The 15032-nt window shown below is 61.6% G+C and carries 17 protein-coding genes; 8 read left to right on the top strand and 9 right to left on the bottom strand.

Annotated features, from left to right (window positions below; translation table 11 throughout):
- Nucleotides 1–18 precede the first annotated feature (18 nt).
- Entirely contained in the window at nucleotides 19–249 is a 231-nt protein-coding gene (locus C7T36_RS19875) for a phosphopantetheine-binding protein (protein ID WP_045067325.1), read from the bottom strand.
- A 154-nt stretch (nucleotides 250–403) separates the two neighbouring features.
- Between C7T36_RS19875 and C7T36_RS19870 the strand changes: the two genes are divergently transcribed.
- The 3 genes from C7T36_RS19870 to C7T36_RS19860 all read left to right on the top strand — a co-directional run bounded on the left by C7T36_RS19870 (nucleotide 404) and on the right by C7T36_RS19860 (nucleotide 3339).
- Complete coding sequence (locus C7T36_RS19870) at nucleotides 404–1564, top strand: isochorismate synthase MenF (RefSeq protein WP_045067324.1); 1161 nt, start codon at nucleotides 404–406, stop codon at nucleotides 1562–1564.
- A 121-nt stretch (nucleotides 1565–1685) separates the two neighbouring features.
- Nucleotides 1686–2633, top strand: coding sequence for a hypothetical protein (locus C7T36_RS19865; protein ID WP_045067947.1), 948 nt, complete (start codon nucleotides 1686–1688; stop codon nucleotides 2631–2633).
- Between the two features lie 37 nt (nucleotides 2634–2670).
- The gene (locus C7T36_RS19860; RefSeq protein WP_084702756.1) at nucleotides 2671–3339 is read left to right on the top strand and encodes a DUF3105 domain-containing protein; all 669 of its coding nucleotides are present in this window, start codon (nucleotides 2671–2673) and stop codon (nucleotides 3337–3339) included.
- A 6-nt stretch (nucleotides 3340–3345) separates the two neighbouring features.
- Here C7T36_RS19860 and C7T36_RS19855 read toward each other — a convergent pair whose 3' ends face one another.
- Together C7T36_RS19855 and dapB are read right to left on the bottom strand one after the other, a co-directional pair.
- Nucleotides 3346–3813: a hypothetical protein gene (locus C7T36_RS19855; RefSeq protein ID WP_033234876.1), complete on the bottom strand. Its 468-nt coding sequence runs from the start codon at nucleotides 3811–3813 to the stop codon at nucleotides 3346–3348.
- Between the two features lie 28 nt (nucleotides 3814–3841).
- Complete coding sequence (dapB, locus tag C7T36_RS19850; RefSeq protein WP_033234877.1) at nucleotides 3842–4606, bottom strand: 4-hydroxy-tetrahydrodipicolinate reductase; 765 nt, start codon at nucleotides 4604–4606, stop codon at nucleotides 3842–3844.
- A 103-nt stretch (nucleotides 4607–4709) separates the two neighbouring features.
- On the opposite strand from dapB, the gene C7T36_RS19845 reads away from it, so the two are divergent.
- On the top strand, nucleotides 4710–6743 hold the full coding sequence (locus C7T36_RS19845) for an ABC transporter ATP-binding protein (RefSeq protein WP_084702754.1): 2034 nt from the start codon (nucleotides 4710–4712) through the stop codon (nucleotides 6741–6743).
- Nucleotides 6740–7468: an energy-coupling factor transporter transmembrane protein EcfT gene (locus C7T36_RS19840; protein WP_045067321.1), complete on the top strand. Its 729-nt coding sequence runs from the start codon at nucleotides 6740–6742 to the stop codon at nucleotides 7466–7468. The genes C7T36_RS19845 and C7T36_RS19840 overlap by 4 nt, the downstream gene beginning before the upstream one ends.
- On the opposite strand, the gene C7T36_RS19835 is transcribed toward C7T36_RS19840, so the two are convergent.
- The gene (locus C7T36_RS19835) at nucleotides 7465–8073 is read right to left on the bottom strand and encodes a TetR/AcrR family transcriptional regulator (protein ID WP_033234880.1); all 609 of its coding nucleotides are present in this window, start codon (nucleotides 8071–8073) and stop codon (nucleotides 7465–7467) included. The genes C7T36_RS19840 and C7T36_RS19835 overlap by 4 nt on opposite strands.
- 187 nt (nucleotides 8074–8260) lie before the next feature.
- On the opposite strand from C7T36_RS19835, the gene C7T36_RS19830 reads away from it, so the two are divergent.
- Together C7T36_RS19830 and C7T36_RS19825 are read left to right on the top strand one after the other, a co-directional pair.
- Nucleotides 8261–9205, top strand: a complete 945-nt coding sequence (locus C7T36_RS19830) for a metal-dependent hydrolase (protein ID WP_033234881.1) — start codon at nucleotides 8261–8263, stop codon at nucleotides 9203–9205.
- Entirely contained in the window at nucleotides 9198–10358 is a 1161-nt protein-coding gene (locus tag C7T36_RS19825) for a hypothetical protein (RefSeq protein ID WP_045067320.1), read from the top strand. Before C7T36_RS19830 ends, C7T36_RS19825 begins: the two co-directional genes overlap by 8 nt.
- 32 nt (nucleotides 10359–10390) lie before the next feature.
- Here C7T36_RS19825 and C7T36_RS19820 read toward each other — a convergent pair whose 3' ends face one another.
- Nucleotides 10391–11440 carry a biotin/lipoate A/B protein ligase family protein gene (locus C7T36_RS19820; protein WP_033234883.1) on the bottom strand — a complete coding sequence of 350 codons (1050 nt, stop codon included), beginning with the start codon at nucleotides 11438–11440 and terminating at the stop codon, nucleotides 10391–10393.
- A gap of 186 nt (nucleotides 11441–11626) precedes the next feature.
- Here C7T36_RS19820 and C7T36_RS30185 point away from each other — a divergent pair, with 186 nt between their 5' ends.
- Nucleotides 11627–11782, top strand: a complete 156-nt coding sequence (locus tag C7T36_RS30185; protein ID WP_172935316.1) for a hypothetical protein — start codon at nucleotides 11627–11629, stop codon at nucleotides 11780–11782.
- A 15-nt stretch (nucleotides 11783–11797) separates the two neighbouring features.
- On the opposite strand, the gene C7T36_RS19815 is transcribed toward C7T36_RS30185, so the two are convergent.
- The 4 genes from C7T36_RS19815 to C7T36_RS19800 are packed head-to-tail and all read right to left on the bottom strand — an operon-like array spanning nucleotide 11798 to nucleotide 15018.
- Nucleotides 11798–12550, bottom strand: coding sequence for a DUF6390 family protein (locus C7T36_RS19815; RefSeq protein WP_045067319.1), 753 nt, complete (start codon nucleotides 12548–12550; stop codon nucleotides 11798–11800).
- Nucleotides 12550–13620: a hydrogenase expression/formation protein HypE gene (gene hypE, locus C7T36_RS19810; protein ID WP_045067318.1), complete on the bottom strand. Its 1071-nt coding sequence runs from the start codon at nucleotides 13618–13620 to the stop codon at nucleotides 12550–12552. The genes C7T36_RS19815 and hypE overlap by 1 nt, the downstream gene beginning before the upstream one ends.
- A complete protein-coding gene (hypD, locus tag C7T36_RS19805) occupies nucleotides 13610–14722 on the bottom strand; it encodes a hydrogenase formation protein HypD (protein ID WP_033234886.1) in 1113 nt (370 codons plus the stop codon). The genes hypE and hypD overlap by 11 nt, the downstream gene beginning before the upstream one ends.
- Nucleotides 14719–15018: a HypC/HybG/HupF family hydrogenase formation chaperone gene (locus C7T36_RS19800; protein ID WP_045067317.1), complete on the bottom strand. Its 300-nt coding sequence runs from the start codon at nucleotides 15016–15018 to the stop codon at nucleotides 14719–14721. Before C7T36_RS19800 ends, hypD begins: the two co-directional genes overlap by 4 nt.
- Nucleotides 15019–15032: the final 14 nt, after the last annotated feature.

Raw genomic sequence — 15032 nt, 5'->3', positions numbered from 1 at the left:
TACCGCAGACAAGGCCGCTTACCGCGAGCAGAGAACCTCAACCCATGCATTGACGGTCTGCTCTTCCGCCAACTCGGCAAAATCTGCATCCGCTCCGTCGGCGCGCCACTGTTCGACCAGCATCATGAGCCGCACCGAGTCCAGGCCCTCATCGGTCAGATCCGTGTCGTCGCCGAGTTGTTCTGCCCTCATCGACAGAACTTCGGCAACGTCACGCACAATCCGGGCCCGGTCCACAGTGCTGCTCATCGATCTCCTCGTATAGTACGAATACGGAATGACTTTAGGCCAGCCTAACCATATTGGTACGTTGGTACCCAACTTGAAACTGGACACACAAATCTCGCACAACTAAGGCTAGCCTCAACATAGCAATAGTTCCGGACAATCTGGAAGGGCGTCCATGTTTGCACTGGCCGAAGTCGCCGAATACCCGTTGCACACCAACCGATCCGACAACGGAGCGGATTCAGTTTTCCTGCTCTCCCGCAGGCAGACCTCGGTTCAGACCTCCGGAGTGGTGGAAGAATTCGACTCGGCGTTCGACGCTGTAGAGGGACTCAAGACAGGGCGGATCGACTCGGTTGTGGGCGCCCTCCCCTTCGCTCCCTCAACACCGTGCGCGCTCACCGCGCCGCTGAGTTTCACCCGAACGAGGGGTGATCTACATCACTCCGGTGCGGTGAATCTTCCCTCCGCGAAAGTTGCCGGATGCAAACCAAGCCCCGTCGAGCACACCCGGCGAGTTCGCGGTGCGATCACGCGACTGCAGGCAGGCGAACTGGACAAGGTTGTTCTCGCACGCACGCTCGCGATCGCAACCGAATCGCCGATCTCGCCCACAGCACTCACGAGAAAATTGATCTCGCTCGATCACTCGCACAACGGGTTCTGCGTCGACCTCTCCCCCGCCGGCGGAAAATACCGCGGGCGAGCTTTGGTCGGTTCGACGCCGGAAGTCCTGATCGAACGCCGCGGAGACATCGTCACCTGCCACCCGCTCGCAGGTTCGATTGCACGACACCCTGATTCGAAGCAAGACGAAGCACACGCCCAGGAACTCCTGGCGTCCACCAAGGATTTGTCCGAGCACAAATTTGTCGTCGATTCGATCAGCGCGGTTCTCGGACCGCTGTGCCGATCATTCTCAGCGCCAAGCACTCCCGAACTGCTCCGCACGCCTCAACTCTGGCACCTCGGAACCAAGATCGAAGGGGTACTGGCCGACCCGAACACAACGGCACTGGAGCTCGCGCTTGCACTGCACCCCACTCCGGCGATCTGCGGAACACCGACCGATGCCGCTCGCGATCACATCACCGGGACCGAGGACGATCGTGGCTTTTACGCAGGTGCCATCGGATGGTGCGATCGGACCGGCGACGGCGAATGGATGGTTGCCATCCGATGCGCCGAGATCGCGGCCGACGGCCTCTCGGCGAAGGCCTATGCCGGTGGCGGAATTGTCGCGTCGTCGGATCCCGATACGGAATTGCGTGAAACCAGTACCAAGTTCCGAACGATTCTCAGCGCATTCGATCTAGCCGAAGATCTTGCCGAATAGTGGCTCACTACCGGTCGATGCACTCATTTTGACACCAACAGGTCGGGCGTTCAGTACCGTTTTGGGCGATACATCCTAATTCGTCTCTGGCTTCTCGCCTGGAGGGTTCCCTGTGAATCGAATGCGCGCCTCAACCCGCCACGCTGCGATGGTCGTCGGCGCAGTGACGATCCTCGTCACCGGGATTCAGTTCGGAACCGCATCTGCGCAGCAGGTATCTCCAACCTTCGAGGTGTTGTGCACCCCGACTGACACCGGCCTCACCGAACTGTCCGGGTTGGCGGATACGTCCACCGGAATGTACGCCATCGGCGACAGCGGGGCGGACAACAGGATTGCCGAACTCGACGCAGGCTGCCACGTCACTCGCTGGATACCGGTGGGGACTGAGACCTACGATGTCGAGGATCTCGACTCCACTACCGACGGCACTCTGTGGCTTGCCGACATCGGGGACAACAACAAGATCCGTACGTCCGTGGCGCTGATCGGATTCGATCCGTCGGGCGCAGAAGCTGCCACACCACGTGTGCTGACCTATCCCGACGGCGCACATGACGCCGAGACCTTGCTCATCTCGCATGACGGACTCCCCGTCATCGTGACGAAGGACTACCTCGGGTCGAGCGATATCTACGCACCGGCGGGTAATCAGAATGTGCATGACCTGAGCACCACTGTCCCGACACAACTGAACAAGGTCGGACACCTGCAATTCTCGCCGACCACAACTCCCGGCGGTCCGGTCGACGGAGCGGGAACAATGGCCGTCACCGGCGGCGCAGTCAGCACCGACGGCACGGTGGTCGCTCTGCGCACGTACACCGATATCTACCTGTATTCCGCCCCCGACGGTGACGTAGTCAAAGCCCTGTCCACCAGAGCGATTCGGGTTCCGCTCCCGAACGAACCACAGGGCGAGGCAATTACATTCAACAACGACGGAGATCTGATCAGCGGATCCGAGGCCTACCAGGGGCCACTGCCACCACTGCTCATCCTTCGCGGAGCAACCGCCCTTGCCGTGGCGGGAGGCTCGGCGGGACCCCTGGGCTCAACGGGTTCGTAGACTCGGGGTCAATCCGCGGGACCGCTATCATCGCGGGGTGAATACACGAATTCGGATGAGCGGCGCTGCCATTGCACTGGTATGCACCGTTGCCCTCGGGGCAGCGGGCTGCACCCACGCGGTCACTGGCACGCCGCTCCCCGATGCGTTTGTTCCGAGCGCCGACAACCCTGATCCGTCGGAAGCGATCGACGGGGTTGTGTATGTCGAATACCCAACGGCACTTCACGTCCAGCCCAATGAGCGTGTGGCATACACACATTCACCACCGTTCGGCGGGCGGCACGACGGGGTGTGGGCTAAATGCACCGGAATTGTGTATCCACAGGCGATCCGAACCGAAAATGCCGTTCATTCACTCGAACACGGCGCGGTCTGGATCACGTACAACCCTGACCTTGTTTCAGCCGGCGACGTCGAGCTCCTCGCTGAAAGGGTCAGCGGAAACAGCCATATGCTGATGTCACCGTATCCAACGCTCGACGCTCCGATCTCGTTGCAGTCGTGGGGACATCAACTCGAGCTCGACCAAGCATCCGACATCCGAATCGATCAGTTCATCTCGGCGCTTCGACTCAATCCCGCGACGTATCCCGAAGTGGGAGCGACGTGTTCGATTCCGCCGTTGAGCTTCGACCCGGACAACCCGCCGCCGTTCGACCCCACCACTCCGGATCCGGCGTCCCCCACCACCGTTCCGGAGTAGACGGGTCTACTTGCCGCGCTCGCGTCGTTCCAATTCCACTGCCCGGCGCATGGTTTCGCGGGCACGGCTTCGGTCACCCGCGTAGTCGTAGGCGCGGGCAAGACGGAAGTTCTGCTTCCAGTTGTCGGGATCAGCTTCCCAATCAACTTTGACCGTCGCGAACAACTCGTCGGCTGCAGCGCGCTCGATCCGGCCCGACGGCAATTTCGGGAGCGTCGACGCATCGACGGCCAAGCCTTCGTCGTGGATCTGCTGAGCCAGGCGCTGATGGGTGAATCCCGCTCGCAATGTTGCGATCACCAGCCACAGTCCCAAGAACGGCAGGATGAGCACACCGATTCCCAGGCCGATGGCCACGCCGCCGCCGTCTTGGATGAGCTGAATTCCGCGTTGGCCGAGCAGCACGAAGTACACCGCCAAGGCAATGCAGATCGCCGTGATCAAGATGAGCGTGCGGGTGGTTTTGTTGTTCATGTTCTTGGTACTCACGGCTCTGTAGTGCTCACAAATCCAGGAACGAATCGATGCCGACGGTAAGGCCGGGGCGAGACGCGATCTGGCGAACGCCGAGCAGGACACCCGGAGCAAAGGAGTTTCGGTCGATGGAATCGTGACGGATGGTGAGCGTCTCGCCCTGCGTGCCCAGAATGACCTCCTGGTGCGCGACCATCCCGGCCATGCGCACCGAATGCACGCGCACACCGTCTACATCGGCGCCGCGGGCACCGTCGAGTTCAGTGGTCGTGGCGTCAGGACTGGGACCGACACCAGCTTCGGCGCGCGCCGCAGCGATCATCGCCGCAGTGCGGTACGCAGTGCCGGAAGGCGCGTCAGCCTTGTAAGGATGGTGCAGTTCGATAACTTCGACGGAATCGAAGAACCGAGCTGCGGCAGCCGCGAAGCGCATAGACAGCACAGCACCGATCGCGAAGTTGGGCGCGATCAGGACCCCTGTGGTGGGCTGGGCGTCGACCCACGACTGCACCGTCGCAAGCCGACTCTCGTCGAACCCTGTGGTGCCGACCACGGCGTGAATGCGATTGGCCACGAGAAACTCCAGGTTTCCCATCACGACATCGGGATGTGTGAAGTCGACCACGACCTGAGTGCGGGTGTCGACAAACGTCTCGATCGGATCGCCGGTATCTACCTGCGCAACCAGTTCCAGATCAGCGGCAGCCTCGACTGCTGCGCAGATTGCCTGGCCGACCTTGCCCTTGGCTCCCAGAACCCCAACCCTGATGGGTGCTGCACTCACGTCTTCCACGCTCCGTCCGATGCATTGTTGTGGGGTAAAGCCTACGCAACCGGGCAGATGGGCTCACCATCAGTGCAACAGGAGTTTCGTCACGACTGGCACACTGGAGTTGGTGAGCAACCGCCCAGAAATTCAGCCAACCGGCAACTTGCGTCCACTCGAGGTGGCGACCGGTGCCGTGATGGCCGGATTCACGGTCGCTCTTTCCGTCATCGCGACAGTTATTCCTCTGGCGAGTGCTCTCCACCTTGTTGCGGCTGTTCCGATGGGGATCGTTGCTCAGCGGTTCAGAATCCGCGCTGTGGTCGCCTCCGGGGTTGCAGCCACCGCAGTTGCGTTTGTTGCCGCCGGCTCCGGTTCTGCCTCAGCCGTTGCGCTGTGCGCCCTACTGGGCGGAATTATCGGCAACGTAAAAAGGCGGGGGCGCGGATTCTTTTCCGCGCTACTGGCGTCGTTCGTTGTCGGGCCGATTCTGGCCCTGTTCTCGATAGTTCTGCTGCTCATTCTCTCGCCGCTACGAAATCTGTTGTTGGATTCACTCGACAACACGGCTCGCGGCGTCGCGGAAATTCTCAGAAGATTTCCGTACTTCATCGGGATCGCGGATGCGATCGAAAGCAGTATCGGAGCCATCATCGATTACTGGTGGCTCTGGATCGCCGCGTCCGCGACGCTGGGCATCATCATCAGCACCGTCGTCTCCTACTTCGTTCTCGGCGCAGTTCTCGATCGGTTGGCCGCACTTCCCACGGTGGATCCGCTGGCCACGACGCCCGACGACCGGTCGATCAACCCGTTGCCGTTGACGCTCGAACACGTCGGCTTCACCTACCCGGGTTCTTCGTCGCCGGCGTTGACGGACATCAACTTCTCGATCGACCGCGGCGAATTTGTCACCGTCGTCGGGCACAACGGTTCCGGAAAATCGACCTTGACGCGCCTTCTCGCCGGCCGGGCACCGTCCACCGGACTCCTGGTTCGACCTGGCGCTGCGGGACTCGGCCATCACGACGGTACGGCGGTGGTTTTGCAGCGACCCGAAAGCCAGATCCTCGGAACGCGCGTCGCCGACGACGTGGTGTGGGGCCTGCAACCCGATCATGTTCCGGACATCGAGGCGCTCTTGACCGAAGTCGGGCTGGGTGGAATGGCGATGCGTGAAACGTCGTCACTCTCGGGTGGCGAGATGCAACGCCTCGCTGTCGCCGCTGCCCTCGCGCGTCGACCCGCGTTGCTCATCGCCGACGAAGCCACCGCGATGGTCGATCGCACCGGTCGAGAAGAACTGGTGGAACTGCTCGCAGCTCTCCCCCGTCGGCACAATATGGCCGTTGTTCTTGTCACCCATCATCAGGCCGACACCCGCCAAGCAGACCGGGTTATCCAGCTCGAGAACGGCCGGCAGATCGAACATGAGCCGGGCTGGATGGTCGGCACCGGAGCGCCGACGGTTCCCACCTACTGGCCGCGCAGCACCAAAGCCCTGCTCGAAATCAAGAACCTCTCGCACACCTACAACAATCGGACTCCGTGGTCGCGCACCGCGCTGTCCGACGTCAATCTCACCATCGGCTCAGGTGACGGCGTACTGGTCCTGGGCGGCAACGGCTCCGGAAAATCCACACTGGCCTGGATCATGGCCGGATTAACGGTACCCACGTCGGGCACGGCATTGTTCGACGGCAAACCGATTGCCCGGCAGGTGGGTTCGGTGGGCTTGACCTTCCAACACTCGCGGCTGCAACTGCAACGTCGAACCGTATCCGAAGACATCGAGGCCGCCGGTGGGCCCGAAATCGGGTCGACGCAGGTTTCCTGGGCACTCGACGCTGTCGGACTTGATCGCCGCATTGCCAGCCGCAGCATCGATCAACTCAGTGGCGGGCAGATGCGCAGAGTGGTGCTCGCCGGACTGCTCGTCCGACAGCCCCAGATGCTCATCCTCGACGAACCCCTCGCAGGCCTCGACCCACCCGGGCGAGCGGCCATCATGAATGTCCTGACCTGGATCAGGCGCAACGGCACCGCGCTGGTCGTGATTTCCCATGACGTCGACGGCATGGATGGCGTGTGCAGCAGGACAATTCATCTCGCTGACGGTGTCCTGACCGAAAATCCCGTCACACTGGAAGAGACCCGGCGATGACCACACTCCTGCGCGAAGTTCCCACCACCTCACCGATCCACCGACTATGGGCCGGCACGAAGATCATTGCCGTGGTTCTCATCAGCCTTGTCATGGTGATCGCGCCGTCGTGGCCGTCCATTGCCGTGATCACCGGACTGCTCGTCATTACTGCCGCGATCGGCCACATTCCACCGGCGGCAATCCCGCGCCCACCATGGTGGATATGGCTGCTACTGCTGGGCGGCGCCCTGGTCAATCTCCCGATCGGTCTCGACGCCGTGTACCTCTACCTTCGGGCAGTCACCTTCGGAATCATATTGCTGTGCGCGTCACTGATGTTGGCCTGGACCACCTCGATGAGCGACGTCGCACCCGCACTGGCGACACTCGGACGTCCGCTGCGGTTCCTACGAATCCCGGTGGACGAGTGGGCAACAGCGGCAGCGCTCTGCATTCGCTCACTCCCCCTCCTGATCGAGGAGATGCTCACGCTGGCCGCGGCTCGCCGACTCCGGCCGAAAGGCGTGGTGCACAGCGCGTCCGACAACACGATTATCGATCTGATCACTACCACGATGTCGGTGGCGATCCGGAGATCCGCCGAGATGGGTGAAGCCATCTCCGCACGCGGCGGAACGGGATTGATCGCCGCCTATCCGAAGCGTCCGCGTCGAGCTGATCTGCTGGCGATCATCGTTGTCGTTCTTTCCTGCGCCGGAGCGATCGTACTGACCGTGATCTAGGACTGTGGTTGTGCAGTGATCCCAGCGCCCATCCAACGGCGCAGGTATTGCCGTAGTTCGTCGTCGCTCCGAGGTGGATTACCGGGGGATATGAAAAACGACTGCATCGTGCGCAGGACGTATTCGACGAGTTCCCGAAGAGCAGCGTCGTCGTAGCCGTACTTCTTCCAATCGACGTCGAAGCGGTTGATCATCGCAATTCCGAAGGCCTGAGCCTCATCCGATGTGAGACCGTCGGGGTGAAGGTTCGAGTACGTTCCCGTCAGCAAGATGCCAAGATGTGGGATTCTGCGGACTTCGGTCAGTGTGTAGACAACGCCTTCGGTCATCGCGTCGACGGGATCTTCGATGCCGCTCACATGGGCAGTGAGCCGATCTAGAAATCCGGCGACCGATGCGATTGCCGCTGCGCGCATCAGGGCGTCGGAGTTGGGAAAGTACCGATACACCGTCTGACGGATCACGCCCAGCGACTCCGCGATATCGGCGATGCTGATTGCCGAGCCCGTTCGCCCGATCAAATCGACTGCCGCGGTGACGATTCGACGAGTTGCGTCGTCATCGTCGACTGGCGGATTTCCGCCCCACCCACGTCTTCGCGCCACTGCCTGTATTCCTCACTCGAATCGAGAAACCCAGGCTAACACTGCCAGTCGACACCAATTCTGTGCGCATCACGGAATTGTGACCATACACAAACGCCAATCTGTGTATGGTCACATTCAGAGCGTGGCTATCGGGGCATCCGGGCAGCCACCTACCCGACCGTCCGGAAAGACGAGGTTTCGAGAAGTGACTGATCTACACGTGCGAAAGATGAATTTTGCTTTCGAGGACTACGACGTCCCCTTCCTGTGGAACGAGGAGAATCCGGCCTTCTCGAGCATGGCCAATGCCGTCTCTTTCCTGGCCATCGGTTTCGAGAAGATGATCGTCAAGCTCATCATGCAAACCAAACCGCTGTTGACGGATCGCGCAGTTGCCGAGGAAGCCGACGCGTTCATGCGCCAAGAGGGACAGCATTCCTCGGCGCATCGTCAACACGTCAAAGGCTTGATCAGGCGATATCCCGGCCTGCAGGAAACTCTCGACGACGTGGTCGGCGAGTTCGACAAGCTCACTGCAGAAACGTCGGTGAACTACCGACTGGCATACACCGCCGACCTCGAAGCAACCTTCACCTCGGTGTTCAAGCTGATGCTCGACAACGAATCTGCACTTTTCCGCCCCGGCGACGACAGGGTTGCGTCGCTGTTCATCTGGCACTTCGTCGAGGAAGTCGAACACCGAAGTTCCGCCCTCATCATCTTCGACTCCGTCGTCGGCAGCGACCTCTACCGGATGCGCATGGCACCGTCAATTTTCCGGCACGTCATGAAAGTGATCAGGCTGGCCTCCCTGGGCTTCAACAAGCATGTGCCGCGCGAAGATCGGCAGGTCGACGCGATGGCCATGTTCGCGTCGTATCGCAACATGCAGTTTCTTCGAAAGCGTTTACCCGGGCTCGAGGCGCAGGACAACGGTCCGATGTCTCGCGCGTTCGACGTATTGCCGCTCGGCGAGCAACTCACCGCGCTGCGGGGAGTTATCCGCAGCCAACTGCCCAAGCACAACCCCGCCACCGAGAACTTGCCCGCCCTGGCCGACGTGTGGTTCGAACGTTTCGAAGCCGGATACGACGTAACCCGCTGGTATACAGCTGAATCGAACAGCACAGGGCGGTCGAACAATGGCTGATCTTTGTTCCCCCACCTTCGATCAACTCGCCACGGAACTCGGCTTCTCCTGCGCAGAAGCGGGCGGTCTGGTCGAAATCCGCAATCCCTTCGGGCTGGAGAACTGGACTCTGCCGGTTCTCGAGTGGACCATCATCATCGGCTCGGTGCTCGCTCTGGTTCTCGCGATTGTGCGCTTGCGGCGAAACGGCGATCCCACCAATCTCGTACTCTGGTTCGGCGCCACCGCCTATCTGTTCATCATCGAACCGCCGCTGTACTTTCCCGCGGCCTTCGGCATCGAAAAGCACGTGGATACGATGTTCGCACACAACGTGTTCACCGTCGATTTCCTGTGGGGCAGACTCCCCCTCTACATCATCGCGATCTATCCGCTGATGGCAACGCTGGCCTTCGAAATCGTCAAGATGCTGGGCGTTTTCCGTCGGTACGGTGTGCTCGCCGGCGCAGTCTGCGTGGGCTTCGTTCACCACGCGTTCTACGAGATCTTCGACCATCTCGGACCGCAGCTTCGGTGGTGGGAATGGTCGACAGCCAACCCGATCAACCAACCGATGTTCGACGCCGTCCCACTGCCGAGCGTTGTTGTGTTCGCAGCCTTGTGGCCGATGTCGCTGGCATTCTGCGTCCAGTTCTTCGTTGGCCGCCACGTCGACGACGGCCAACACTTCACCGGGCTCCAATTGGTTTGGCGCACAATCGTCATCGGCGTCCTGGCCTCAGTGGGCACGTTCATCCTGCCGTTGCCCGCGACAGTCTTCGGCGCGGGCAGCGACACGGTCCGAGGAGTGCTCTACGCAGCGGAGCTGGTGATCCTCTCGGTTGTCGCGATAACACTGCTGATCCGCCAGTGGACCCGGTTGCGTACGCAGCCGTCTGACGCGCCCCCGTACACCAACAGGTTTGTCCAGTACTACAGCGTGGTGTACCTGTGCATCATGGCCGTTCTCTGGGCCAGCGCCCTACCCGATTTCTTCGGTGCCGTCGACGGTTCGACCAGCAACGGAGACCCGATCGGGAATCTCTGGTACACGCTGGCGTGCTTCGTCGTCGCAATACTCTGTGTCGCTGCAACATTCACCGTGATGCGTCGCAGTGCAGCAGCAGCCGACTCTCCGTCCACCGAAGAGCAACCCGCTCCTCACACCGCATAACTTGGTTGAAAACAGCTCGAGGTGGACGCACCCTACGGCACGCGGTGCGTCCACTTCTCGGTGCTGAACTTGGTCTCCACCAGCTCACGCGCCTGCGCCAACTCTGCCTCGGTGTAGGCACTGGTGCGGGTGTCGTGCTGCGATCGGAAGTAATTCTCGAACGCTGTCAGGATCGCGGCGCGTGTCATTCCGGTCTGAGAGCGGAGCGGGTCCACTCGTTTGGCCGCGCTCTTGGTTCCCTTGTCGGACATCTTCTCTCGGCCGATTCGCAGAACCTGCGTCATCTTCTCCGCGTCGATGTCGTAGGCCATCGTCACGTGATGAACGACTGTGCCGTCGGCGAACCGCTTCTGGGCTGCGCCGGCGATCTTGCCCTTGTCCGAGGCGATGTCGTTGAGCGGTACGTAGCGCGCGGTGATTCCGACTTCGGCAAGCGCGCCCATCACCCACTGGTCCAGGAAGGCGTACGACCGTTCGAAACTCAGCCCCTCCACCAACGACGCGGGTACCACCAACGAGTACGTGATGCAGTTACCCGGTTCCATGAACATCGCACCGCCGCCTGAGATCCGGCGCACAACACCGATACCGTGGCGCGCAGCAGCCTCCGAGTCGACTTCATTGCGTACGGATTGGAACGAGCCGATCACGACCAGCGGCGAATCCCAGTCCCAGAAACGCAAAGTGGCCGGACGCTCACCGGACGCCACCTCGCGCGCGATGACCTCGTCCAGCGCAACGTGCATCGCGGGATCGAGGACCGCCGGCGAAATGACGTCGAATGTGTGGTCCGCCCAGCTGGTGGCATGACCGAGCGCGCGGCGAATCGCGATGCCGACCGACTCCGCAGTGAACCCGATCATCGACACAGACTCGTCGAGCGTCGCGATGATGGCGTCCGCCAGCTGTTCCACGTTGGCATCGGCCGGCATACCCGTCAGCGCTCCGTTGATGTCATCCAGCGCGCTGTCCGGCTCGAGGAAAAAATCGCCGGAAACCGCTACGTCGGACAGCTGCCCGTCCTCGACCTCGACATCGACTGCAACGAGCTTGCCACCAGGAACCTTGTACTCTCCGCGCATGTGTTCAGCCTATCCCCGCGGGATCGCACGTCGGCGCGCGCCGTCGGAGCAGAGGGCAGAGTCACACATCGGATGCTCGGTGAGACAAACCCCACCTGGTCGTGCCACCGTCGAGCGAAATGATGCCCAGGGTGCGATCATTAGCCCATTCGGCTCGAAACCTGACGAGCCACAACGGAGGTGCACATGAAGGTCCCGGCGTTCCACTCGACGGTTCCTTCCGATCTCGACGTCTACCACGACAACGAGAGCTGCATCCTTGCCGCGCGCATCGACCCTTCGGATCGAGTCGATGGCGTCGACGGTCGACCGTGGTGCACTGCCTGTGCGTCGTTGGACTAGCACCGCCTGACGCGCCTACATTCTGCGCTCCCGCAGTCGCAGGTTGACGATCTCGAGTGCCGCCTCTTCGGCGTGATCCAAGGCCTCGGCTTGCTTCACCGAAATGCTGTCGCACAGCCAATCCCAGTGCAGCGCTACCACGTTCCCTCGCACCGGAGCGGGAGCAAGTGGAATGCCGTCGACGTTCCACCGCACGTGTTCGATCGCCTTCGGACCGCGGGTCAGTCGGTTACCGTCGAACGCGAGCGGCGAGGACTCCACCTCGGCATACTCGTCACCTACTTCACGTACTTCGCCCCACCTGATTCGGCAGTTCTGGAGGATGGACAGTGGCACCGCACCGTGCTTCCGAAGAAGGCGCACCCACGGATACACGGCAAGAACGTGGAAACTGTGGTGCGCAAGAGCGCGATCTCGGCCATCGAGATCTGGGAGCAACCCTCCGTCGTTGCGCGTCCCGAATTCATGCCGTAGGTGCGCCACCAACTCTTCCGAGTTCACCGAATCCAGCAGCGACCCACCCAACCAGTAAGCCTCGATCACGCGTGGGTCGAGTGGGTCGTCCACGCCCGATGCCCGGGCCAGTGCCTCGAGATACGGCCATGCACCGTCGAACTGTTGCGCTCGGCCTCGGTCCTGCTCTGTCACCGTTCCGGCCGCCTGACGCAAGAGCGCCGACGGATCGTCGGCTCCGCAATACCCCAATTCGTTCGGCGGATATGCGTACCTCGCAAACAGAGCCGGGCCGCTAACGTGAACGCCGGTCATCAACAGATCCGCGGAAGCTGTTCACCAGCAGGGAGATCCACTACCCGATTGCCACCAAGCGCGGTTCGGGCAACCACCATTCCGGAGTGCGCGCTCACGCACTCCCCGATCACCGTTGCCCCCCTTCCCAACGGGTGTCCACGCATGGCATCGAGCACGAGGTCGACGTCGGTGGGTGCGACAAACGCAACCAATTTGCCTTCGTTGGCCACGTACAGCGGATCCAGACCCAACAATCCACAGGCATCCCGAACGGCGTCGGGAATCGGCAGGTTCCGTTCCACGATCGCAACGCCGACATTCGACGCCTGGGCAATCTCGTTGAGCGTCGCTGCAACTCCGCCGCGCGTCGGGTCGCGAAGGACGTGGATGTCCGCGCCGGTGGCGATCATGTCCGCAACCAGGCCGTTCAGTGCGGCGCAGTCGCTGCGCACCTCGGTTCCGAACTCCAGGCCCTCCCGGCAACTCATCACCGCCACGCCGTGAACTCCGATGTCACCACTGACGATCACTGCATCACCGACCTCGGCCCGGTTCGGCCGTATGTCGACACCAGCTGGCACGATGCCGATGCCCGCCGTGTTCACGAAGACTCCGTCGCCGTGACCGGCGTCGACCACCTTGGTGTCGCCGGTCACCAGACGCACTCCGGCTGAGCGAGCCGCGTCGCCAAGCGTGGCCGCCACCGTGGCTATGTCGGCGAGCGGCGTCCCCTCCTCGAGAATGAAAGCAGTCGACATGGCGAGTGGTTGCGCGCCGGCCATAGCAAGGTCGTTGACCGTGCCGTTCACGGCCAGATCGCCGATGTTTCCACCCGGAAACACCATCGGTTTGACCACGTACGAGTCCGTCGAGAATGCCACCCGAACGCCACCGATGTCGAGCACCGCGGAGTCTCCGAGTTCCGCGTCGGCCGCGTCGCCGAATGCGGGTAGGAACAAGTGCTCGATCAGCTCGGCGGACATCGCGCCACCACCGCCGTGTCCCATGACGATGTTCGGCGAATCACGGAGCGGCAGCGGGCAGACCCACGCCCCAGGGTCCACCACCGCACTGTTGTCAGCTCCCATGACCCGCCTCCTGCAGTTCCAAGCGTCGGTACAGGTAGTAGGCGGCGCACGCACCTTCGGACGAGACCATGGTGGCCCCCAACGGATTACGCGGCGTGCACTCCTTCCCGAAGGCAGCGCACTCGTTCGGCTTGATCAAGCCTTGGAGAACTTCTCCGGAACGGCACACCGATGACTCGTCGGTGTGAATGTCGGTTACCGAGAATCTTTGTTCCGCATCGAATTCCGCATACTTCGGCGCCAACTGCCAACCGCTGTCCGGGATGGGACCGATACCGCGCCACGTCCGGTCGGATACTACGAACACATCGTCGAGCATCGCCTTGGCTGCCACATTTCCCTGGGCCGTCACAGCCCGTGCATAGGCGTTCTCCACCTCGTGCCTGCCGGTTTCCAACTGCAGCACGGTCTTTCTGATGCCCTCGAGCAAATCGAGGGGTTCGAACCCCGTGACGACGATAGGCACCCGGTACTTCTCTGCCAGAGCGGGGTACTCCGATGTTCCCATCACACTGCACACGTGACCTGCGGCGAGAAACGCCTGTACCCGACACTCCGGGGAGTCCATGATCGCCGCCATCGCGGGCGGGACGAGCACGTGGGAGACAAGTAACGAGAAGTTCTTGATGCCGAGTCGGTGCGCCTGATATACGGTCATCGCGTTTGCGGGCGCAGTGGTTTCGAACCCGATCCCGAAGAACACGACCTCCCGGTCCGGATTCTCCTTCGCGATGGTCAGCGCGTCGAGCGGCGAATAGACCACGCGCACATCACCACCAGCGCTCTTGATCCGAAACAGGTCGGACGCACTACCTGGTACTCGCAACATGTCACCGAACGAGCAGAAGATCACGTCCGGGCGAGCGGCGATCTCGAGCGCTTTGTCGATGATCTCCAGCGGCGTCACACAGACGGGGCACCCCGGCCCGTGAATCATCTCGATCTGCTCGGGCAGCAATTGGTCAATTCCATGGCGGATGATCGAATGCGTCTGGCCACCACAGACTTCCATAATCGCCCATCGGCGGGTAGCGAGTGTGCGAATCTGATCGAGTAATTTACCGGCCAACTCGGGGTCGGAGAATTCGTCCAGATACTTCATGATTGATTCTCCTTCTCATCGACTCCCAGAGCCTTGGCTGCGCGAGCAAATCCGTCGCCGAACTCCTCGTCGAGCACGCCGAGATGCTCGAACTCCGCAAGTGTGCGTTGTGCTGATTCCTCGTCGAGCCTCTGAATCGCGAACCCGACGTGAACAACGACGTACTCTCCGACCGCGGCGCCCGGAATGTACTCGAGGCACACCTCTTTGCGGACTCCCCCGAAGTTGACGACGGACATCGTGGTTCCGTCACGATCCTCGAGCGATTCGATACGTCCCGGTACGGCTAAACACATGGCTACCCTCCTGA

The sequence above is a fragment of the Rhodococcus sp. AD45-ID genome (genome assembly GCF_003023755.1).
GTDB lineage: Bacteria > Actinomycetota > Actinomycetes > Mycobacteriales > Mycobacteriaceae > Rhodococcus_F > Rhodococcus_F globerula.
The sequence above is the reverse complement of the archived record's forward strand: the minus strand, read 5'-3'. Positions and strand labels throughout refer to the sequence as shown.